Source organism: Sphingomonas sp. Leaf242, from assembly GCF_001422045.1.
Classification (GTDB): Bacteria; Pseudomonadota; Alphaproteobacteria; order Sphingomonadales; family Sphingomonadaceae; genus Sphingomonas.
Map to the genome: position 1 here is coordinate 268,031 of NZ_LMLW01000011.1, position 14,821 is coordinate 282,851.

Consider the following 14,821-nt stretch of genomic DNA (forward strand, 5'->3'; position numbering starts at 1 on the left):
CCCCCCCTCCACCACCAGCAAGCTGGCGGTCCCCCTCCCCGTGCCGGGGAGGATTTTCATGATCTACGATATTCGCCACGTCACGACGTTCGACTACGGCGCAAGCGTGAAGTTTGCGCGGTGCAATCTGCGGTTGAAGCCGATCGATTGGCCGGGGCAGCGTCTGGATAGCTACGCGCTGTCGGTGCATCCAGCTGGGCGGACCAGTCCCGCGCGCGCTGAGGCGGGACTCGCCAACGTTACGCGGCTGGTGGTCGACAGCCCGGTTCGCCACCTGACGATCGAGAGCCGGTCGCGGATGACGGTGGACCGGCTCGTGCCTGTGCCCGATGCGAGCGATCCGACGCTGAGCGAAATCGCGGCAATGGCGCGGACCAGCACCGATCTCTCCGCGGCGAGCCCGGCGAACTACATCTATCCCTCGCCGCTGATCCCGCTCGACCAGGCGATCGCGGACTATTGCGCGGTCGATCTTGATCCTTCGAGGGGAGCACTGGAGGCCGGGATCGCGCTTGCGCGGCGGATCCAGGTTGAGTTCGAATTCGATGCCGACGCGACGCTGGTCGATACACCGCCGCACGAGGCGTTCCTCCAGCGCAAGGGCGTGTGCCAGGATTTCGCGCAGATCATGATCACGGGCTTGCGGGCTGCGGGGCTGCCGGCGGCGTATGCGTCCGGGTATATCCGGACGATCCCACCCAAGGGCCAGCCGCGGCTGGTCGGGGCGGATGCCACGCATGCGTGGGTGCTGTTGTGGTGCGGGCCGGTGCGCGGCTGGGTCGGGGTCGATCCAACCAACGGGATCTGGATGGCGAGCGATCACATCGTGATGGCGGTCGGGCGGGATTATGCCGAGATCGCGCCGGTCGACGGGGTCGTGCTCGGGTCGGGAGCGCAGAACATGGACGTTAGTGTCGACGTTGCGCCGTTGGATGAGGCCGGGCCTCCAATCACAGGGTAGCACGGACCACATTCGTCATCCCCGCGAAGGCGGGGACCCATATAGGCAAACGTTCGCGCTTATCTCGCACGCCTTCCAGTCTGGGTTCCCGCCTGCGCGGGAATGACGGAACGCGGGTTATTTCTCGTCGTGCGGTTTCGGATACGAGCCGCCGCCGCTCTCGCCGCCCTTGTCCTTGGCCGGCGCGTTGTTGACGCCGTCCTTCTCCTTCGCGCCGTCGTCGTTCTTCGGCACGCCCTGCATCGGTTGTTTGTCGGTCACGATCGTTCCTCTCGTGCAACCAAACACCCCGCGCGCAATTGCGTTGCGCTGCGCACCGCCCCACATAGACGCGCAAGTTAGAATGGGGACGTAAGTGGCCGATCCGTACAAGACTCTGGGTGTAGCGCGCGACGCGACCGAAGCCGACATCAAGAAGGCGTACCGCAAGCTCGCGAAAGAGCTTCATCCCGATCGCAACAAGGACAACCCGAAGGCGTCGGAGCGGTTCAGCACCGTCACCAACGCTTACGACCTGCTGAACGACAAGGACAAGCGCGCGCGGTTCGATCGCGGCGAGATCGACGGGGACGGCAATCCCGCATCGCCGTTCGGGTTCGGTGGCGGCGGCGGCGGGCGGCCGCAGCCCGGTGGCGGCTTCCGCAGCGAAGGCTATGAGAGCGGCGCCGGCGGGGCCGACATGAGCGACATCTTCGAAGGGCTGTTCGGCGGCGCGCAGCGTGGCGGCGGCGGCGGGTTCTCCGGCGGCTTCGGTCGGCGGCCGCAGCCCAGAGGCGAGAATGCCGCGTATCGCCTGCAGGTGCCGTTCGTCGAGGCGGCGACGCTGGAGCCACAGCGCGTGACGCTCGCGGACGGCAAGACGCTCGACCTCAAGCTCCCCGCCGGGGTCGAAACCGGCACGCAGATGAAGCTGGCCGGCAAGGGCGAGCAGGGTCCGGGCGGCGCTGGCGATGCGATCCTGACGATCGAGGTCCAGCCGCACAAGTTCTTCACACGCGATGGCGACGATGTCCGCCTCGACCTGCCGATCACGCTCGCCGAGGCGGTGCTGGGCGGTTCGATCAAGGCGCCGACGGTCGACAAGCCGGTGATGCTGACGATTCCCAAGGGTACGACCTCGGGCAAGACGTTGCGCTTGAAGGGCAAGGGTTTCCACAAGAAAGGCGGCACGCGGGGCGACCAGTTGGTCACGCTCATGATCGATATTCCCGCCAGCGATGCGGCGCTGACCGCGTTCGTTGAAAGCTGGGATGGGCGCAACGCTGGGAACCCGCGGGGGGCCATGGGCGTCTGAACCCGTTGTGAATGACAATACCCTAACGCCCGAAGCGCGCGCGCACGATCATGGTGCGACGCGCGCCCGTCTCACTCGTGGCATGGCGAAGGTCAGGCCAGGCAGCTACGCGTTCGAGGTTTTCAAACGCGCGGCCGTTGGCGTGTTCAACGATGGCTTCATCCATGCGGGGAACCTCGCCTATCTCGCGTTGATGACGGTGTTTCCGTTCTTCATCGTCGCGGCGGCGATCCTGTCGATCTTCGGGCAGAGCGTCGAGACATTGCGTGCTGTCGAGTCGTTCCTCAATGTTCTGCCGCCCAACGTCGGTGACCTGTTGCGCAAGCCGATCGCCGATGTGCTCGCCGCGCGGACCGGATCGCTGCTGTGGCTCGGCGCGCTTGTCGGGTTGTGGACGGTCGGCAGCTTCGTCGAGACGATCCGCGACATCTTCCACCGCGCCTACGGGATCAAGGCGACCGCACCGTTCTGGAAATCGCGGCTCGGATCGTCCGCGGTGATCATTCTGTCGGTGGTGATCGCGCTGCTGTCGTTCTTGGTCCAGGGTATCCTGACCGCCGCCGAGCAATTCATCTATCGCCTCGTCCCGTTCGCGCAGGACGCAGCCGGCTGGGTCGGGCTCTCTCGCCTCATCCCCGGCCTGCTCATGTTCGGCGCGCTGTACCTGCTGTTCTATTCGGTGACGCCGTCGCGCTATCGCTATTCGAAGTGCCGCAAATGGCCGGGTGCGCTGTTCACGACCGCGTGGTGGGTCAGCGCCACCGCGTTGCTGCCGGTGATCCTGTCGCGGCTTGGCGGCTACGACCTGACCTATGGCAGCCTGGCAGGCGTCGTCATCATGCTGTTATTTTTCTATGTCATCGGGCTCGGGCTCGTATTCGGTGCGCATCTGAACGCGGCACTGGCGGAACCACCCGAAACAACGCTAGAGCAGCCTGCTACGGATATGCAGGTATAGGCGGGGACGGCGTGAACGGTTTGATGGCGGGCAAGCGTGGGCTGATCATGGGCTTGGCGAACGACAAGTCGCTGGCCTGGGGGATCGCCAAGAAGCTGTCCGAAGCGGGTGCGGACCTCGCGTTCAGCTACCAAGGCGAGACGATGGAGAAGCGCGTCCGCCCGCTTGCTGAGCAGCTGGGCGTGGCGCGGCTGTTCGATTGCGACGTGTCGGACATGGGCGCGCTCGATGCGACCTTCGACAAGTTGGCGCAGGAATGGCCGACGATCGACTTCGTCGTCCACGCGATCGGATTTTCGGACAAGAACGAGCTGCGCGGGCGGTTCGTCGATACCAGCCTCGACAATTTCCTGATGACGATGAACATCTCGGTGTATTCGTTCGTCGCGGTGGCGCAGCGCGCGGCCAAGATGATGACCGAGGGCGGCGCGATGCTGACGCTCAGCTACTATGGCGCGGAGAAGGTCATTCCGCATTACAACGTGATGGGGGTCGCGAAGGCGGCGCTGGAGACCAGCGTGCAGTATCTGGCGGTCGATCTGGGTCGCGATAACATCCGCGTGAATGCGATCTCGGCGGGGCCGATCAAGACGCTGGCCGCAAGCGGCATCGGCGATTTCCGCCTGATCCTGAAGTGGAACGAGCTGAACTCGCCGCTGAAGCGCAACGTGACGATCGATGACGTCGGCGGTGCAGGGTTGTATTTGCTGAGCGACCTGGCTTCGGGCGTGACGGGCGAGACGCACCACGTAGACGCCGGCTACAATGTGATCGGCATGAAGGCCGAAGACGCCCCCGATATCGCTTTGGTCTAGTGCCAACCGTGCTCCGGCTGCATGGCCCGCGGTTCATGATCTTCCTCGACGATCATGCACCGGCTCATGTCCATGTATTCGGAGACGGCGAAGCGAAAGTCGAGATCGGAGGCGACGGGCGGTCTCCGCGCATGATATATGCTGAAGGATTAAGTGGAGCGATGCAGCGGCGTGCGCTTGCCGCCGTCGCTCAGAACCAGACAATGCTGCTGATGAAATGGGTCGAAATCCATGACCGAGCTGACTGACGAAGACATCCTTGCTGCGAACGAGCGTGGTCGCATCGAAATGGCGACCAAGCCCCGGGCGAAGAGCACGCGCTACGATCGCGACCAGGATCGTATCGTGGTCGATCTGGTGAATGGATCGACGTTCGCGTTTCCGCCGCAGCTGTTGCAGGGCTTCGATCGTGCGACCCCGGACCAGATCGCGGAAGTCGAAATTCTGGGTGTCGGATTTGGTCTGCATTGGGAGTCGCTCGACGCAGACTTTACCGTAGCCGGACTCATGGCCGGCCGCTTCGGCACAGCGCGCTACATGGCGGAGCGGTTCGGCGCCGCCTGGGACGCGGTCGCAGCGGAATGAGCTTCAATACGTTTGGACGGCTTTTCCGCTTCACCACCTGGGGCGAGTCGCATGGGCCTGCGCTCGGTGCAGTCGTCGACGGGTGCCCGCCGGGCATTCCGCTGACCGAAGCCGATATCCAGCCTTGGCTCGACAAACGCCGCCCCGGCACCTCGCGCTTCACGACGCAGCGGCGCGAGCCGGATACGGTCCGCATCCTCTCGGGCGTATTTGAGGGGCGCACCACCGGCACGCCGATCAGCCTGATGATCGAGAATGTCGACCAGCGCTCGAAGGACTATTCGGACGTCGCCAAGGCCTATCGCCCCGGTCACGCCGACTATGCCTATGACGCGAAATACGGGTTCCGCGACTTCCGGGGTGGCGGGCGCTCGTCCGCGCGCGAAACCGCGGCGCGTGTCGCGGCCGGGGCGGTCGCTCGGCTCGTCGTGCCGCAGGTCCGTGTCCGCGCGTGGGTCGAGGCGATCGGGGGCGATGCGATCGATCCGGCCAACTTCGACGATGCGCAGATCGACCAGAACCCGTTCTTCTGCCCCGACGCTGAAGCCGCGCTCCGCTGGGAGGTTCTCGTCGACGCCGCGCGGAAATCGGGCTCGTCGCTCGGGGCCGTGATCGCGTGCGAGGCGACCGGCGTGCCCGCAGGTTGGGGCGCGCCGCTCTATGCCAAGCTCGATTCCGAACTCGCGTCCGCCTGCATGAGCATCAATGCGGTCAAGGGCATCGAGATCGGCGACGGGTTCGCCGCCGCCGCACTGTCGGGCGAGGCGAATGCCGATCCAATGCGTCCCGGTGTCGATGGCCCCGAGTTCCTCGCCAACCATGCGGGCGGCATTGCTGGAGGCATCGCGACCGGCCAGCCGATTCGGCTCCGCGTCGCGTTCAAGCCGACCAGCTCGATCCTCACCCCGGTCGAGACGATCAGCCCGACCGGCGAGGCCGCGACGATCGCCACCAAGGGGCGTCACGACCCCTGCGTGGGCATCCGCGGAGTCCCAGTGGTCGAGGCGATGGTCGCGCTCGTGCTCGCCGATCAGGCGTTGCTGCATCGGGGCCAGTGCGGCTGACGTCGGAACCTATGCAGGACTGAAGCGCTTGCTCTTCAATAACATAGGAGAGCGAAATGCGTATTCTGACTTCGATCGCAGCGGCAGCGCTGATCATTCCGGGCGTGGCACTGGCACAGACGAGCACCGGCGGCTCGATGGGCGGCACCACGGGTGGCACGATGAGCGGCGGCACCATGGGCGGTTCGACCGCGGGCAGCACGACCGGCGGCATGTCGACCGGCACGATGGATCAGGCCAACCCCTCGACCAGCACCCGTTCGACCACAACGCGCACGCAGCGCGGCACTAAGGCTCGCAGCCGTACGCGGGGCACGACGTCGGGCACGACCGGCAGCACGATGGGTGCCGACACAATGGGTGGTACGACGGGCACCACCGGCACGATGGGTGGCACGACCGGTACCACGGGCACGATGGGTGGCACGACCACCGGCACGATGGGTTCGACCACGGGCGGGACGACCGGCACGACGACGCCGCGCTGATCCGTCACCACCACGGTAAACGAAAAGCCGGGCGAGCGATCGCCCGGCTTTTTAGTGTCCGCTCAGTCCGAGAACGGATCGCGGACGAGGATCGTGTCGGCACGCTGCGGGCTGGTCGACACCAAAGTCACCGGGCAGCGGATCAGCTCCTCGATCCGGCGGATATACTTGATCGCCTGCGCCGGCAGGTCGGCCCAGCTCCGCGCACCGGCAGTCGTCTCCTGCCAGCCTTCCATCGTCTCGTAGATCGGCTCGACCAGCGCCTGGTCCGCCGCATGCGCCGGGAAATAATCGAGCGTCTCGCCGCGCAACTTGTAGCCGGTGCAGATCGACACGGTCTCGAACCCGTCGAGCACGTCGATCTTGGTCAGCGCGATTCCGGTGATGCCACCGACCGCCGCCGCCTGCCGCACCAGCACCGCGTCGAACCAGCCGCAGCGGCGCTTACGCCCCGTGACGGTGCCGAATTCGTGGCCACGGACGCCGAGCCGTTCGCCGGTTTCGTTCTCGAGCTCGGTCGGGAAAGGACCCGAACCAACGCGCGTCGTGTAAGCCTTGGCAATACCGAGCACGAAGCCAACCGCCGATGGCCCGAGGCCAGAACCGCCAGCCGCTGCACCCGCGATCGTGTTCGACGAGGTCACGAACGGATACGTACCGTGATCGACGTCGAGCAGCACGCCTTGTGCGCCCTCGAACAGGATGCGCTTCCCGGCCGAACGTGCTGCGTTGAGGTCGCGCCAGACGGGCTTGGCGAATGGGAGGACGAAACCGGCAATCTCGCGCAGTTCCGCGATCAGGCGGGCGCGGTCGATCGGCGGCTCGCCAAAGCCGGCACGTAGCGCATCGTGGTGCGCGGTAAGGCGATCGAGCTGCGGCCCGAGATCATCGAGATGCGCGAGATCGCAGACGCGGATCGCGCGACGGCCGACCTTGTCCTCATACGCAGGCCCGATGCCGCGGCGGGTCGTGCCGATCTTCCCCGCGCCGCTGGCATCCTCGCGCAAACCATCGAGATCGCGGTGGAACGGCAGGATCAGCGCGCAGGTATCAGCGATCCGCAGCGTCTCCGGCGTCGCGACGACGCCCTGTGCGCCCAATCGCGCGATCTCGTCCTCTAACGCCCACGGATCGAGCACCACGCCGTTGCCGATGAACGACGGGGTGCCGCGGACGATGCCCGACGGCAGCAGCGACAACTTGTACACGTTGTCGCCGACGACCAGCGTGTGGCCGGCATTGTGGCCGCCCTGGAAGCGCACGACCATGTCGGCACGCTCGGCGAGCCAGTCGACGATCTTGCCCTTGCCTTCGTCGCCCCATTGCGCGCCGATGACTGCTACGTTGGCCAAACTCTATCTCCTGAGGATTACGCGCAGCGCCTACAGCGCGCGGGGCTCGCCTGCTACCCATAGATGCGTGCAGACTTGTGCTTCGGGGGTGTCGCCTGCGTCCAGTGCGGCGACGGTGACCCAGCCTTGCGCGCGCATCGCGGCGCCTTCGGTGGCGGGGGTACCGAATGGGAGGAATAGGCGGCGGCGGTCGACTGTTGCCACGCGCTCGACGAGCGCATCGGCGAACAACGAGAAACCGGTCGCGGCCTCCTCTGCACCGTTTTCGTGGACGACGGTGTAGGTGCCACCGCGGCCGACTTCGCGTGCGCTACCGTCGGCGAATAGCGAGAAACCGAGCCACGTCTGATATTCGAAGCCGTGCCGCTCGGTCGGGTCGAGCGTGAGCGCGACGCGGCCATCGAGCGCCTCAGCGATCCGTGCGAGGCCGTCGAGGCGGGAGGCGAGCGCGCTGGTGGTGTCGAAGACGCGGAGGCGGTCCATTGCTTGGTCGAACGGCCCGGCGGCTTCGATCAGCGGGAGGTAGGCGGGGGCGAGCGCGGCGACGGCGCCGGCATCCTTCGCGTCGAGGCGATCGCGCAAGGTTGCGACGAGGTCATCCGCCACGGGGAGCGGCCCAGCGGCGAGCGTCGGCACCAAATCGGGCAGCGTAAAGTCGATCGACGCACCGGTAACGTCGGCGGCCGCGATCATGTCGACTGCAACCGCGACGAGCTCCTGCGCCGCGGCAACCGAGTCGAGCCCGATCAACTCACACCCAATCTGCCGGGTCTCGCGCGCGGGGGCGAGCTGCGACGCGCGCAGTTTCAGCACGGAACCTGCATAGCTCAGCCGAACCGGCCGAGGGTGATGCCCCATCCTAGTGGCGGCGATCCGCGCGACCTGTGCGGTAATGTCCGGCCGGATTGCAAGCGTGCGCTGCGACACTGGATCGACGAAGCGCACTGCGTCGTGCAGCCCGCCGGCTTTGAGGCGCATCTCAAGCCCATCGGCGAATTCGGCGAGCGGCGGATCGACGCGCTCGTAGCCGTGGAGACGCGCCGCTTCGAGCACGCGGGCTTCCAGTGCCGCTGCCGAATCGGCGAACGGGGGGAGGCGATCTCGGAAACCTTCGGGGAGGAGTGCGGTCACTTCGCAGACTCCGCTGTGAGGGCTGCAGATATGACCTGCCAGACCCCGTCCATCTCGGACATGATGTCGGCGTTGCTGAACCGTATCACGCGATATCCCTGTCTTTGGAGCCAATCCGTTCGGCTTGCGTCGCGCGCTTGGTCACTATGCGTATCGCCGTCAACCTCGATGACGAGTTTCGCGTCGCGGGCGCAGTAGTCGGCGACGTAGGGACCGACGACGAGTTGGCGGGAGAATTTGGTGTTGCTTATCTGTCGACCACGAAGGTGACGCCAGAGCTTGGCCTCCGCAGGAGTTGGCTCCCGCCGCATCCGCTTGGCGCGATCGAGAAGTAGGTCGTCGACCTTCACTGCTCCCTCTCCCCCTTCCGGGGAGAGGGTCGGGGTGAGGGGCGCCGCGAGCGATGCCCTTCCCAACTGCCCCTCACCCAACCCTCTCCCCGGAAGGGAGAGGGCTTTAGAAGAGCGTAGCAGGCTTAGAAGTTCAGGCCCATTGCGGTCTTTACGCCTGGCAGCGCGCGGACCTTGGTGAGCAGGTCAGGCGTCACGGCTTCGTCGACCGAGAGCAGCAACACCGCCTCGCCGCCCGCCGAACGGCGCCCGAGGTGGAACGTCCCGATATTCACCCCAGCCTCGCCCAACGCCGTCCCGAGACGCCCGATGAACCCAGGCGCATCCTCGTTGACGACGTACAGCATCGGCCCCGCCAGATCGGCCTCGATCTTGATCCCCAGCAGTTCGACCAACCGCGGCGCCGAATCGCCGAACAGCGTGCCGGCCACAGACCGCTCGCCATCCTCGGTCTTCACCGCGACGCGCAGCAGCGTGTGATAATCCGCCTCACGCTCGGTACGCACTTCCCGAACCTCAAGACCACGCTCGCGCGCCAATACCGGTGCGTTGACCATGTTGACCGTCGCGGTCTGCGTCTGGAGATAGCCGGCGAGCACCGCGCTCACGATCGGCTTCGCGTTCAGATCGGCCGCGGCACCTTCGGTATGCACCGAAATCCGCGATACCGCGCCCGTCGTCAACTGCCCGACCAGCGAGCCGAGCTTCTCCGCCAGCGCCATGTACGGCTTCAGCTTCGGCGCTTCCTCGGCCGACAGCGACGGCATGTTGAGCGCATTCGTAACGCCGCCCGACATCAGGAAATCGGCCATCTGCTCGGCGACCTGGATCGCGACGTTGACCTGCGCCTCAGTCGTCGACGCGCCGAGATGCGGCGTGCTGACGAAGTTCGGCGTGTTGAACAACGGCGATGCCTTGGCGGGCTCCTCGACGAACACGTCGAGCGCGGCGCCGCCGACCTGCCCCGAATCGAGCGCCGCCTTCAGCGCGACCTCGTCGATCAGGCCGCCGCGCGCGCAGTTGATGATGCGGACGCCCTTCTTGGTCTTGGCGAGCGCCTCGGCCGAGAGGATGTTGCGCGTCTGGTCGGTCAGCGGGGTGTGCAGCGTGATGAAGTCGGCGCGCGCGAGCAGTTCGTCGAGCGTGACCTTCTCGACGCCGATTTCGATCGCACGCTCGGGCGTCAGGAACGGATCGAACGCGACGACCTTCATCTTGAGCCCGCGCGCACGGTCGGCGACGATCGAGCCGATATTGCCCGCACCGATCAGGCCGAGCGTCTTCGACGTCAGCTCGACGCCCATGAAGCGGTTCTTCTCCCACTTGCCGGCCTGAGTCGAAGCGTCCGCTTCCGGGAGTTGCCGGGCGAGCGCGAACATCAGCGCGATCGCGTGCTCGGCGGTGGTGATCGAGTTGCCGAACGGGGTGTTCATCACGACGACGCCCTTCGCCGACGCGGCGGGGATGTCGACGTTATCGACGCCGATCCCGGCGCGGCCGACGACCTTCAGGTTGGTCGCGTGCTCGAGGATTTCTTTTGTAACCTTGGTCGAGCTGCGGATCGCGAGGCCGTCATACTCGCCGATGATCGCGATCAGTTCGGCGGGCGTCTTGCCGGTGATCTCGTCGACCTCGACGCCGCGCTCGCGGAAGATCTGCGCTGCGCGGGGATCCATTTTGTCGGAAATGAGGACTTTTGGCATGGGATTGCTCCTAGGAATTTCGGGGGATTTGAAGGCTTCGCCTCTTGTTCCCCCCTTCCCTCACCATCCTTAGCTCCGTCATCCCGGCGGACGCCGGGAGCTATGGACACGGAGCGCCCATTACGAAGCGGGCGGTATCCGTGGGTCCCGGCGTCCGCCGGGATGACGGAAAGGTGGTGGTTGTTGGAAGGAGGGCTAAGGGAAAAAGCGTAGTAGCTAGTTAGGCGGCCTTGGCGGTCGCGTAGGCCCAGTCGAGCCAGGGGCCGAGCGCTTCGATATCGGCGGTGTCGACGGTCGCGCCGCACCAGATCCGCAAGCCCGGAGGCGCATCGCGGTAACCCGCCACGTCATACGCTGCGCCAGCTTTCTCGAGCGCCGAAGCCATCGCCTTGATCAGCGCCTCGTCCGCACCCTCGACCGTGAGGCACACGCTGGTCTTCGACCGCGTCGCCGGATCGACCGCCAGATGCCCCAGCCAATCGCGCTCCGCGACGATCTTGTCCAAAGCAGCAGCATTCGCATCCGACCGCTTGATCAGCCCATCTTCGCCGAGCGACTTCGCCCATTCGAGGCTGAAGATCGCATCTTCGACCGCCAGCATCGACGGCGTGTTGATCGTCTCGCCCTTGAACACGCCCTCGGTGAGCTTGCCCTTCGAGACGAGGCGAAACACCTTCGGCAGCGGCCAGGCGGGGGTGTACGTTTCAAGCCGCTCGACCGCGCGCGGCCCGAGAATCAGCACGCCGTGCGCGCCCTCCCCGCCGAGCACTTTCTGCCACGAGAAGGTCGCAACGTCGATCTTCGTCCAGTCGATATCGTAGGCAAACACGCCGCTGGTCGCATCGGCGAACGAGAGACCCTCGCGGTCGTCGGGAATCCAGTCGGCGTTCGGCACGCGCACGCCGCTGGTGGTGCCGTTCCAGGTGAACAGCACGTCGTTCGACCAGTCGACCGCGTCGAGATCGGGCAGTTGGCCGTAATCGGCGCGCACCACCGTGGGGTCGATCTTGAGCTGCTTGACCGCGTCCGTGACCCAGCCTTCGCCGAAGCTTTCCCACGCCAGCGCGGTGACGGGCTTGGCGCCCAGCATCGTCCACATCGCCATCTCGTACGCGCCGGTGTCGGAACCGGGGACGATGCCGATGCGGTGCGTATCGGGGAGCTTCAGCAGTTCGCGCATCAGGTCGATGCTGTACTGGAGGCGGGTCTTGCCGATCTTCGAGCGATGCGAGCGACCGAGCGAATCGGTGGCAAGCTTGTCCGCGGACCAACCCGGAGGTTTCGCGCAGGGACCGGAGCTGAAAAAGGGACGCGCCGGCTTCGTAGCGGGCAGTGCAGGCGCATTTGTAGCGGGTGCGTAGGTCGTATCAGTCATGTATCTCTCCTCACAGAGAGCACGCGCGGCGTTGGGACCGCGTGGCCCGTCGCCGGCCCTAACGGCGTTCGCGGGGGTGTCAACCGCGTTCGATTGCAAGCGCGCGGCGGCGGGACTCGCCCCACCGTGCGCCAAACTCGCTCCGTCACCCCGGGCTTGTCCCGGGGTCCACCGTGCCGCACGGCCTTAGGCATGGGGGACAAGACGATGAGTGGATGCCGGAACAGGCCCGGCATGACGGAGTGGGTGGTAGTAGCGACTCTCGCACTGACTTTAGCCGCCTGCGGACGTGCCGATCGCCCCACGGCACCGACCAAGACTCGCCCCAACCTCTCCGTCCCAAGCAACCGCGAAACCGCGCAGTGTCTCGCCGACCTGCGCGAGTTGCACGTCTCGTTCCAGGTCCTGCCCGACCGCGAGACCGGTCCCGGCTGCGGCCTAAACGGCACCGTCAAGCTGGTCGACATCGGCGTGCCGGTCGCCAACCTCACCGCGGTCCGGTGCGGTGCGGCCCGCGCGTTCATTGGCTGGACGCGCAACGCAGTCGCGCCCGCCGCGTACCAGATGCTCGGCAGCGAACTCGCGCGGGTCGACAGCATGGGGAGCTATGCGTGTCGCAACGTGGTCGGCTCCACGCGCGGTCCCACCCGCCGCTCGGGCCACGCGATCGCCAACGCGATCGATATCGGCGGTTTCGTCCTGAAGGACGGCCGGCGTATCACCGTGCTGAACGACTGGAACTCGGCCGACCCGCAGGTCCGGCAATTCCTCCAGACGATCCGCGCGTCGGCCTGCAAGCGGTTCGGCACGGTGCTCAGCCCCGACTACAACGCCGCGCACCGCAACCACCTCCATCTCGAAGACGATCACGCCAATTTCTGCCGCTAGCGCACCGCTCTAGCCCTCCCCTCGTGTTTCCTCTAATCGCGCCTGAATGACCGATACACGAGTACCATCGCGCGTTTTTCCGAACGCCAGCCAGGATGCCGAGTCCGCCCGCGACTCCGTTTCCACCCCCCAGACGCAGCACCCGCATTACCGGCTCGCCTTCCAGGACATGGATTTCCTGTTGCGCGAAGACCTGCGGCCGGTGCGGTTCCAGCTCGAACTGCTGAAGACCGAACTCGTCCTCGACGAGGCCAAGATCGGTTCGACGTTCGTGTTCTACGGCTCCGCGCGCATTCCCGAGCCGTCCAAGGCGCAGGCTTTGCTGAAGCTTGCCACCGATGACAAGTCGAAGAAGATCGCCGAGCGGCTGGTCGAGAAGTCGAAATATTACGACGTCGCGCGCGAGCTGGCCGCCAAGGTCAGCGTGCTGCCGCGCGACGAGCGTGGCTGGCGGCAGTTCGTGGTGTGCTCGGGCGGCGGTCCGTCGATCATGGAAGCGGCGAACCGCGGCGCGGACGACGTCGGTGCCGAGTCGATCGGGCTGAACATCGTCCTGCCGCACGAGCAGGCGCCGAACCCGTACGTCACGCCGTCGCTGTCCGTGCAGTTCCACTATTTCGCGCTCAGGAAGATGCACTTCCTGCTGCATGCGCGGGCGCTTGCTGCGTTTCCGGGTGGGTTCGGGACGTTCGACGAGGTGTTCGAGCTGCTGACGCTGATCCAGACGGGCAAGATCCAGCCGATCCCAGTGTTGCTGTTCGGGCGCCAGTTCTGGGAGCGGGTCGTGAATTTCGACGCGCTGGTCGAGGAAGGCGTCGTCAGCGAGAAGGACCTGGGGATCTTCCGCTACGTCGAGACCGCCGACGAGGCCTGGGACGCGGTGCAGTCGTTCTATCGCGAGCGGGCGGAGAAGGAAGCCGCCGAGAGCTGAGCTTTCCCAGGGGAAATCCCTTCTGCTCCCTCTCCCCTTCCGGGGAGAGGGTCGGGGTGAGGGGCAGCCAAGCAATGCTCCGCCTGGAACAGCCCCTCACCCCAGCCCTCTCCCCGCAGGGGAGAGGGAGTAGAAAAATTACTTCTCCGAGCGGGCGCCCTTGCGGGCTGCTTCTGGATCGACCGATGGTGCACCGGAGGCCGGCGTTCCGGTATTCGCGATATCCGCAGTCGGCGCGCCCTTCGTGGCCGCCGCTTCCGCCGCATTCGCCGTCGCCGGCTGATCCTTCGCCGCAGCATCCTTGCCAGCCGCCGGAGCAGCACCAGCCGCAGGCGCCGCCGGCAACGGCACGTTCGAGCCCTGCTGGTTGAGATACAGGATCACGTTCGCGCGGTCCTGCGCGTTGCCGAGGCCCGCAAACGTCATCTTCGTCCCCGGCGCGAACTTGCGCGGCGAGGTCAGCCAGGCGTTCAGCTTGTCAAAGTCCCACTTGCCGCCGATCCCGGCCAGCGCCGACGAGAAGGCGTACCCGGCCTTGCCCTTGGCGATTTCCTCGCCGACCGTGCCGTACAGGTTCGGGCCGACGCCGTTCGCGCCGCCCTGGTTGATGGTGTGGCAGGCGGCGCACTTCTTGAACACTTCGGCGCCCTTGGCGGCGTCGGCGGTCGGCAGCAACGAGGCGATCGGCACGTCGGCGGCGGCACCCTCGCCGCCCTCGGCGACCACGCCCTCGATCGCATAGCCCATCTTCTCGGGGCGCTCGCCGTGGAACATCATCCCGCCGACGATCGACAGCCCGAGCGCCGCACCACAGCCTGCGAGCACCCAGCCGGCGATCGTATTGGTCCGATTGTCCATCTTGTGCATCCGCCCTGTTCTGTTTGGGATAGCCATAGAAAACGCTGGCGCGCACCGCAAGCCGCGCT

Annotated in this window: 17 protein-coding genes; 10 read left to right on the plus strand and 7 right to left on the minus strand. The window is 66.1% G+C overall.

Going from position 1 to position 14,821, the window contains the following annotated elements:
• Positions 1–58: 58 nt before the first annotated feature.
• On the plus strand, positions 59–961 hold the full coding sequence (locus tag ASF09_RS17095) for a transglutaminase family protein (protein ID WP_060527287.1): 903 nt from the start codon (positions 59–61) through the stop codon (positions 959–961).
• Positions 962–1,078: 117 nt separating this feature from the next.
• Here the strand turns inward: ASF09_RS17095 and ASF09_RS17100 are convergent, their stop codons facing one another.
• Positions 1,079–1,222, minus strand: a complete 144-nt coding sequence (locus ASF09_RS17100; protein WP_156359409.1) for a hypothetical protein — start codon at positions 1,220–1,222, stop codon at positions 1,079–1,081.
• A 94-nt stretch (positions 1,223–1,316) separates the two neighbouring features.
• Between ASF09_RS17100 and ASF09_RS17105 the strand changes: the two genes are divergently transcribed.
• From ASF09_RS17105 to ASF09_RS17135, 7 genes are all read left to right on the plus strand, one after another.
• Positions 1,317–2,255: a DnaJ C-terminal domain-containing protein gene (locus ASF09_RS17105; RefSeq protein WP_082444372.1), complete on the plus strand. Its 939-nt coding sequence runs from the start codon at positions 1,317–1,319 to the stop codon at positions 2,253–2,255.
• Between the two features lie 82 nt (positions 2,256–2,337).
• A complete protein-coding gene (locus tag ASF09_RS17110) occupies positions 2,338–3,213 on the plus strand; it encodes a YihY/virulence factor BrkB family protein (RefSeq protein ID WP_231420838.1) in 876 nt (291 codons plus the stop codon).
• Between the two features lie 23 nt (positions 3,214–3,236).
• Positions 3,237–4,028 (plus strand): enoyl-ACP reductase FabI, encoded by a 792-nt coding sequence (gene fabI, locus ASF09_RS17115; protein ID WP_060527290.1) that lies wholly within the window; start codon positions 3,237–3,239, stop codon positions 4,026–4,028.
• Between the two features lie 35 nt (positions 4,029–4,063).
• On the plus strand, positions 4,064–4,276 hold the full coding sequence (locus ASF09_RS17120) for a DUF4160 domain-containing protein (protein WP_235524614.1): 213 nt from the start codon (positions 4,064–4,066) through the stop codon (positions 4,274–4,276).
• Positions 4,260–4,613: a DUF2442 domain-containing protein gene (locus ASF09_RS17125; RefSeq protein ID WP_060527292.1), complete on the plus strand. Its 354-nt coding sequence runs from the start codon at positions 4,260–4,262 to the stop codon at positions 4,611–4,613. Before ASF09_RS17120 ends, ASF09_RS17125 begins: the two co-directional genes overlap by 17 nt.
• A complete protein-coding gene (aroC, locus tag ASF09_RS17130; protein WP_060527293.1) occupies positions 4,610–5,677 on the plus strand; it encodes a chorismate synthase in 1,068 nt (355 codons plus the stop codon). Before ASF09_RS17125 ends, aroC begins: the two co-directional genes overlap by 4 nt.
• Before the next feature lie 56 nt (positions 5,678–5,733).
• Positions 5,734–6,165 carry a hypothetical protein gene (locus tag ASF09_RS17135; RefSeq protein ID WP_060527294.1) on the plus strand — a complete coding sequence of 144 codons (432 nt, stop codon included), beginning with the start codon at positions 5,734–5,736 and terminating at the stop codon, positions 6,163–6,165.
• A 62-nt stretch (positions 6,166–6,227) separates the two neighbouring features.
• Here the strand turns inward: ASF09_RS17135 and ASF09_RS17140 are convergent, their stop codons facing one another.
• The 5 genes from ASF09_RS17140 to ASF09_RS17160 all read right to left on the minus strand — a co-directional run bounded on the left by ASF09_RS17140 (position 6,228) and on the right by ASF09_RS17160 (position 12,076).
• On the minus strand, positions 6,228–7,517 hold the full coding sequence (locus tag ASF09_RS17140; RefSeq protein ID WP_060527295.1) for an adenylosuccinate synthase: 1,290 nt from the start codon (positions 7,515–7,517) through the stop codon (positions 6,228–6,230).
• 30 nt (positions 7,518–7,547) lie between these two features.
• Complete coding sequence (locus ASF09_RS17145; protein WP_060527296.1) at positions 7,548–8,648, minus strand: ATP phosphoribosyltransferase regulatory subunit; 1,101 nt, start codon at positions 8,646–8,648, stop codon at positions 7,548–7,550.
• Positions 8,645–8,998 carry an endonuclease domain-containing protein gene (locus tag ASF09_RS17150; RefSeq protein WP_235529871.1) on the minus strand — a complete coding sequence of 118 codons (354 nt, stop codon included), beginning with the start codon at positions 8,996–8,998 and terminating at the stop codon, positions 8,645–8,647. The genes ASF09_RS17145 and ASF09_RS17150 overlap by 4 nt, the downstream gene beginning before the upstream one ends.
• A 125-nt stretch (positions 8,999–9,123) precedes the next feature.
• Complete coding sequence (gene serA / locus ASF09_RS17155) at positions 9,124–10,701, minus strand: phosphoglycerate dehydrogenase (protein WP_056061130.1); 1,578 nt, start codon at positions 10,699–10,701, stop codon at positions 9,124–9,126.
• A gap of 220 nt (positions 10,702–10,921) precedes the next feature.
• On the minus strand, positions 10,922–12,076 hold the full coding sequence (locus ASF09_RS17160) for a phosphoserine transaminase (RefSeq protein WP_060527297.1): 1,155 nt from the start codon (positions 12,074–12,076) through the stop codon (positions 10,922–10,924).
• 234 nt (positions 12,077–12,310) lie between these two features.
• Between ASF09_RS17160 and ASF09_RS17165 the strand changes: the two genes are divergently transcribed.
• Both ASF09_RS17165 and ASF09_RS17170 read left to right on the plus strand, forming a co-directional pair.
• Positions 12,311–12,964, plus strand: a complete 654-nt coding sequence (locus ASF09_RS17165; RefSeq protein ID WP_060527298.1) for an extensin family protein — start codon at positions 12,311–12,313, stop codon at positions 12,962–12,964.
• A 46-nt stretch (positions 12,965–13,010) separates the two neighbouring features.
• Positions 13,011–13,895: a TIGR00730 family Rossman fold protein gene (locus ASF09_RS17170; RefSeq protein WP_060527299.1), complete on the plus strand. Its 885-nt coding sequence runs from the start codon at positions 13,011–13,013 to the stop codon at positions 13,893–13,895.
• A gap of 138 nt (positions 13,896–14,033) precedes the next feature.
• Here the strand turns inward: ASF09_RS17170 and ASF09_RS17175 are convergent, their stop codons facing one another.
• Positions 14,034–14,753, minus strand: a complete 720-nt coding sequence (locus tag ASF09_RS17175) for a c-type cytochrome (RefSeq protein ID WP_060527356.1) — start codon at positions 14,751–14,753, stop codon at positions 14,034–14,036.
• Positions 14,754–14,821: the final 68 nt, after the last annotated feature.

What these genes read in the sequence shown, in the direction of transcription:
- ASF09_RS17175 (WP_060527356.1), bottom strand. Translation starts at nt 14,753, where the DNA reads ATGGACAATCGGACCAATACGATCGCCGGCTGGGTGCTCGCAGGCTGT.
- ASF09_RS17110 (WP_231420838.1), top strand. Translation starts at nt 2,338, where the DNA reads ATGGCGAAGGTCAGGCCAGGCAGCTACGCGTTCGAGGTTTTCAAACGC.
- ASF09_RS17120 (WP_235524614.1), top strand. Translation starts at nt 4,064, where the DNA reads ATGATCTTCCTCGACGATCATGCACCGGCTCATGTCCATGTATTCGGA.
- ASF09_RS17135 (WP_060527294.1), top strand. Translation starts at nt 5,734, where the DNA reads ATGCGTATTCTGACTTCGATCGCAGCGGCAGCGCTGATCATTCCGGGC.
- ASF09_RS17165 (WP_060527298.1), top strand. Translation starts at nt 12,311, where the DNA reads ATGACGGAGTGGGTGGTAGTAGCGACTCTCGCACTGACTTTAGCCGCC.
- serA (WP_056061130.1), bottom strand. Translation starts at nt 10,701, where the DNA reads ATGCCAAAAGTCCTCATTTCCGACAAAATGGATCCCCGCGCAGCGCAG.
- fabI (WP_060527290.1), top strand. Translation starts at nt 3,237, where the DNA reads ATGGCGGGCAAGCGTGGGCTGATCATGGGCTTGGCGAACGACAAGTCG.
- ASF09_RS17160 (WP_060527297.1), bottom strand. Translation starts at nt 12,076, where the DNA reads ATGACTGATACGACCTACGCACCCGCTACAAATGCGCCTGCACTGCCC.
- ASF09_RS17125 (WP_060527292.1), top strand. Translation starts at nt 4,260, where the DNA reads ATGACCGAGCTGACTGACGAAGACATCCTTGCTGCGAACGAGCGTGGT.
- ASF09_RS17095 (WP_060527287.1), top strand. Translation starts at nt 59, where the DNA reads ATGATCTACGATATTCGCCACGTCACGACGTTCGACTACGGCGCAAGC.
- aroC (WP_060527293.1), top strand. Translation starts at nt 4,610, where the DNA reads ATGAGCTTCAATACGTTTGGACGGCTTTTCCGCTTCACCACCTGGGGC.
- ASF09_RS17170 (WP_060527299.1), top strand. Translation starts at nt 13,011, where the DNA reads ATGACCGATACACGAGTACCATCGCGCGTTTTTCCGAACGCCAGCCAG.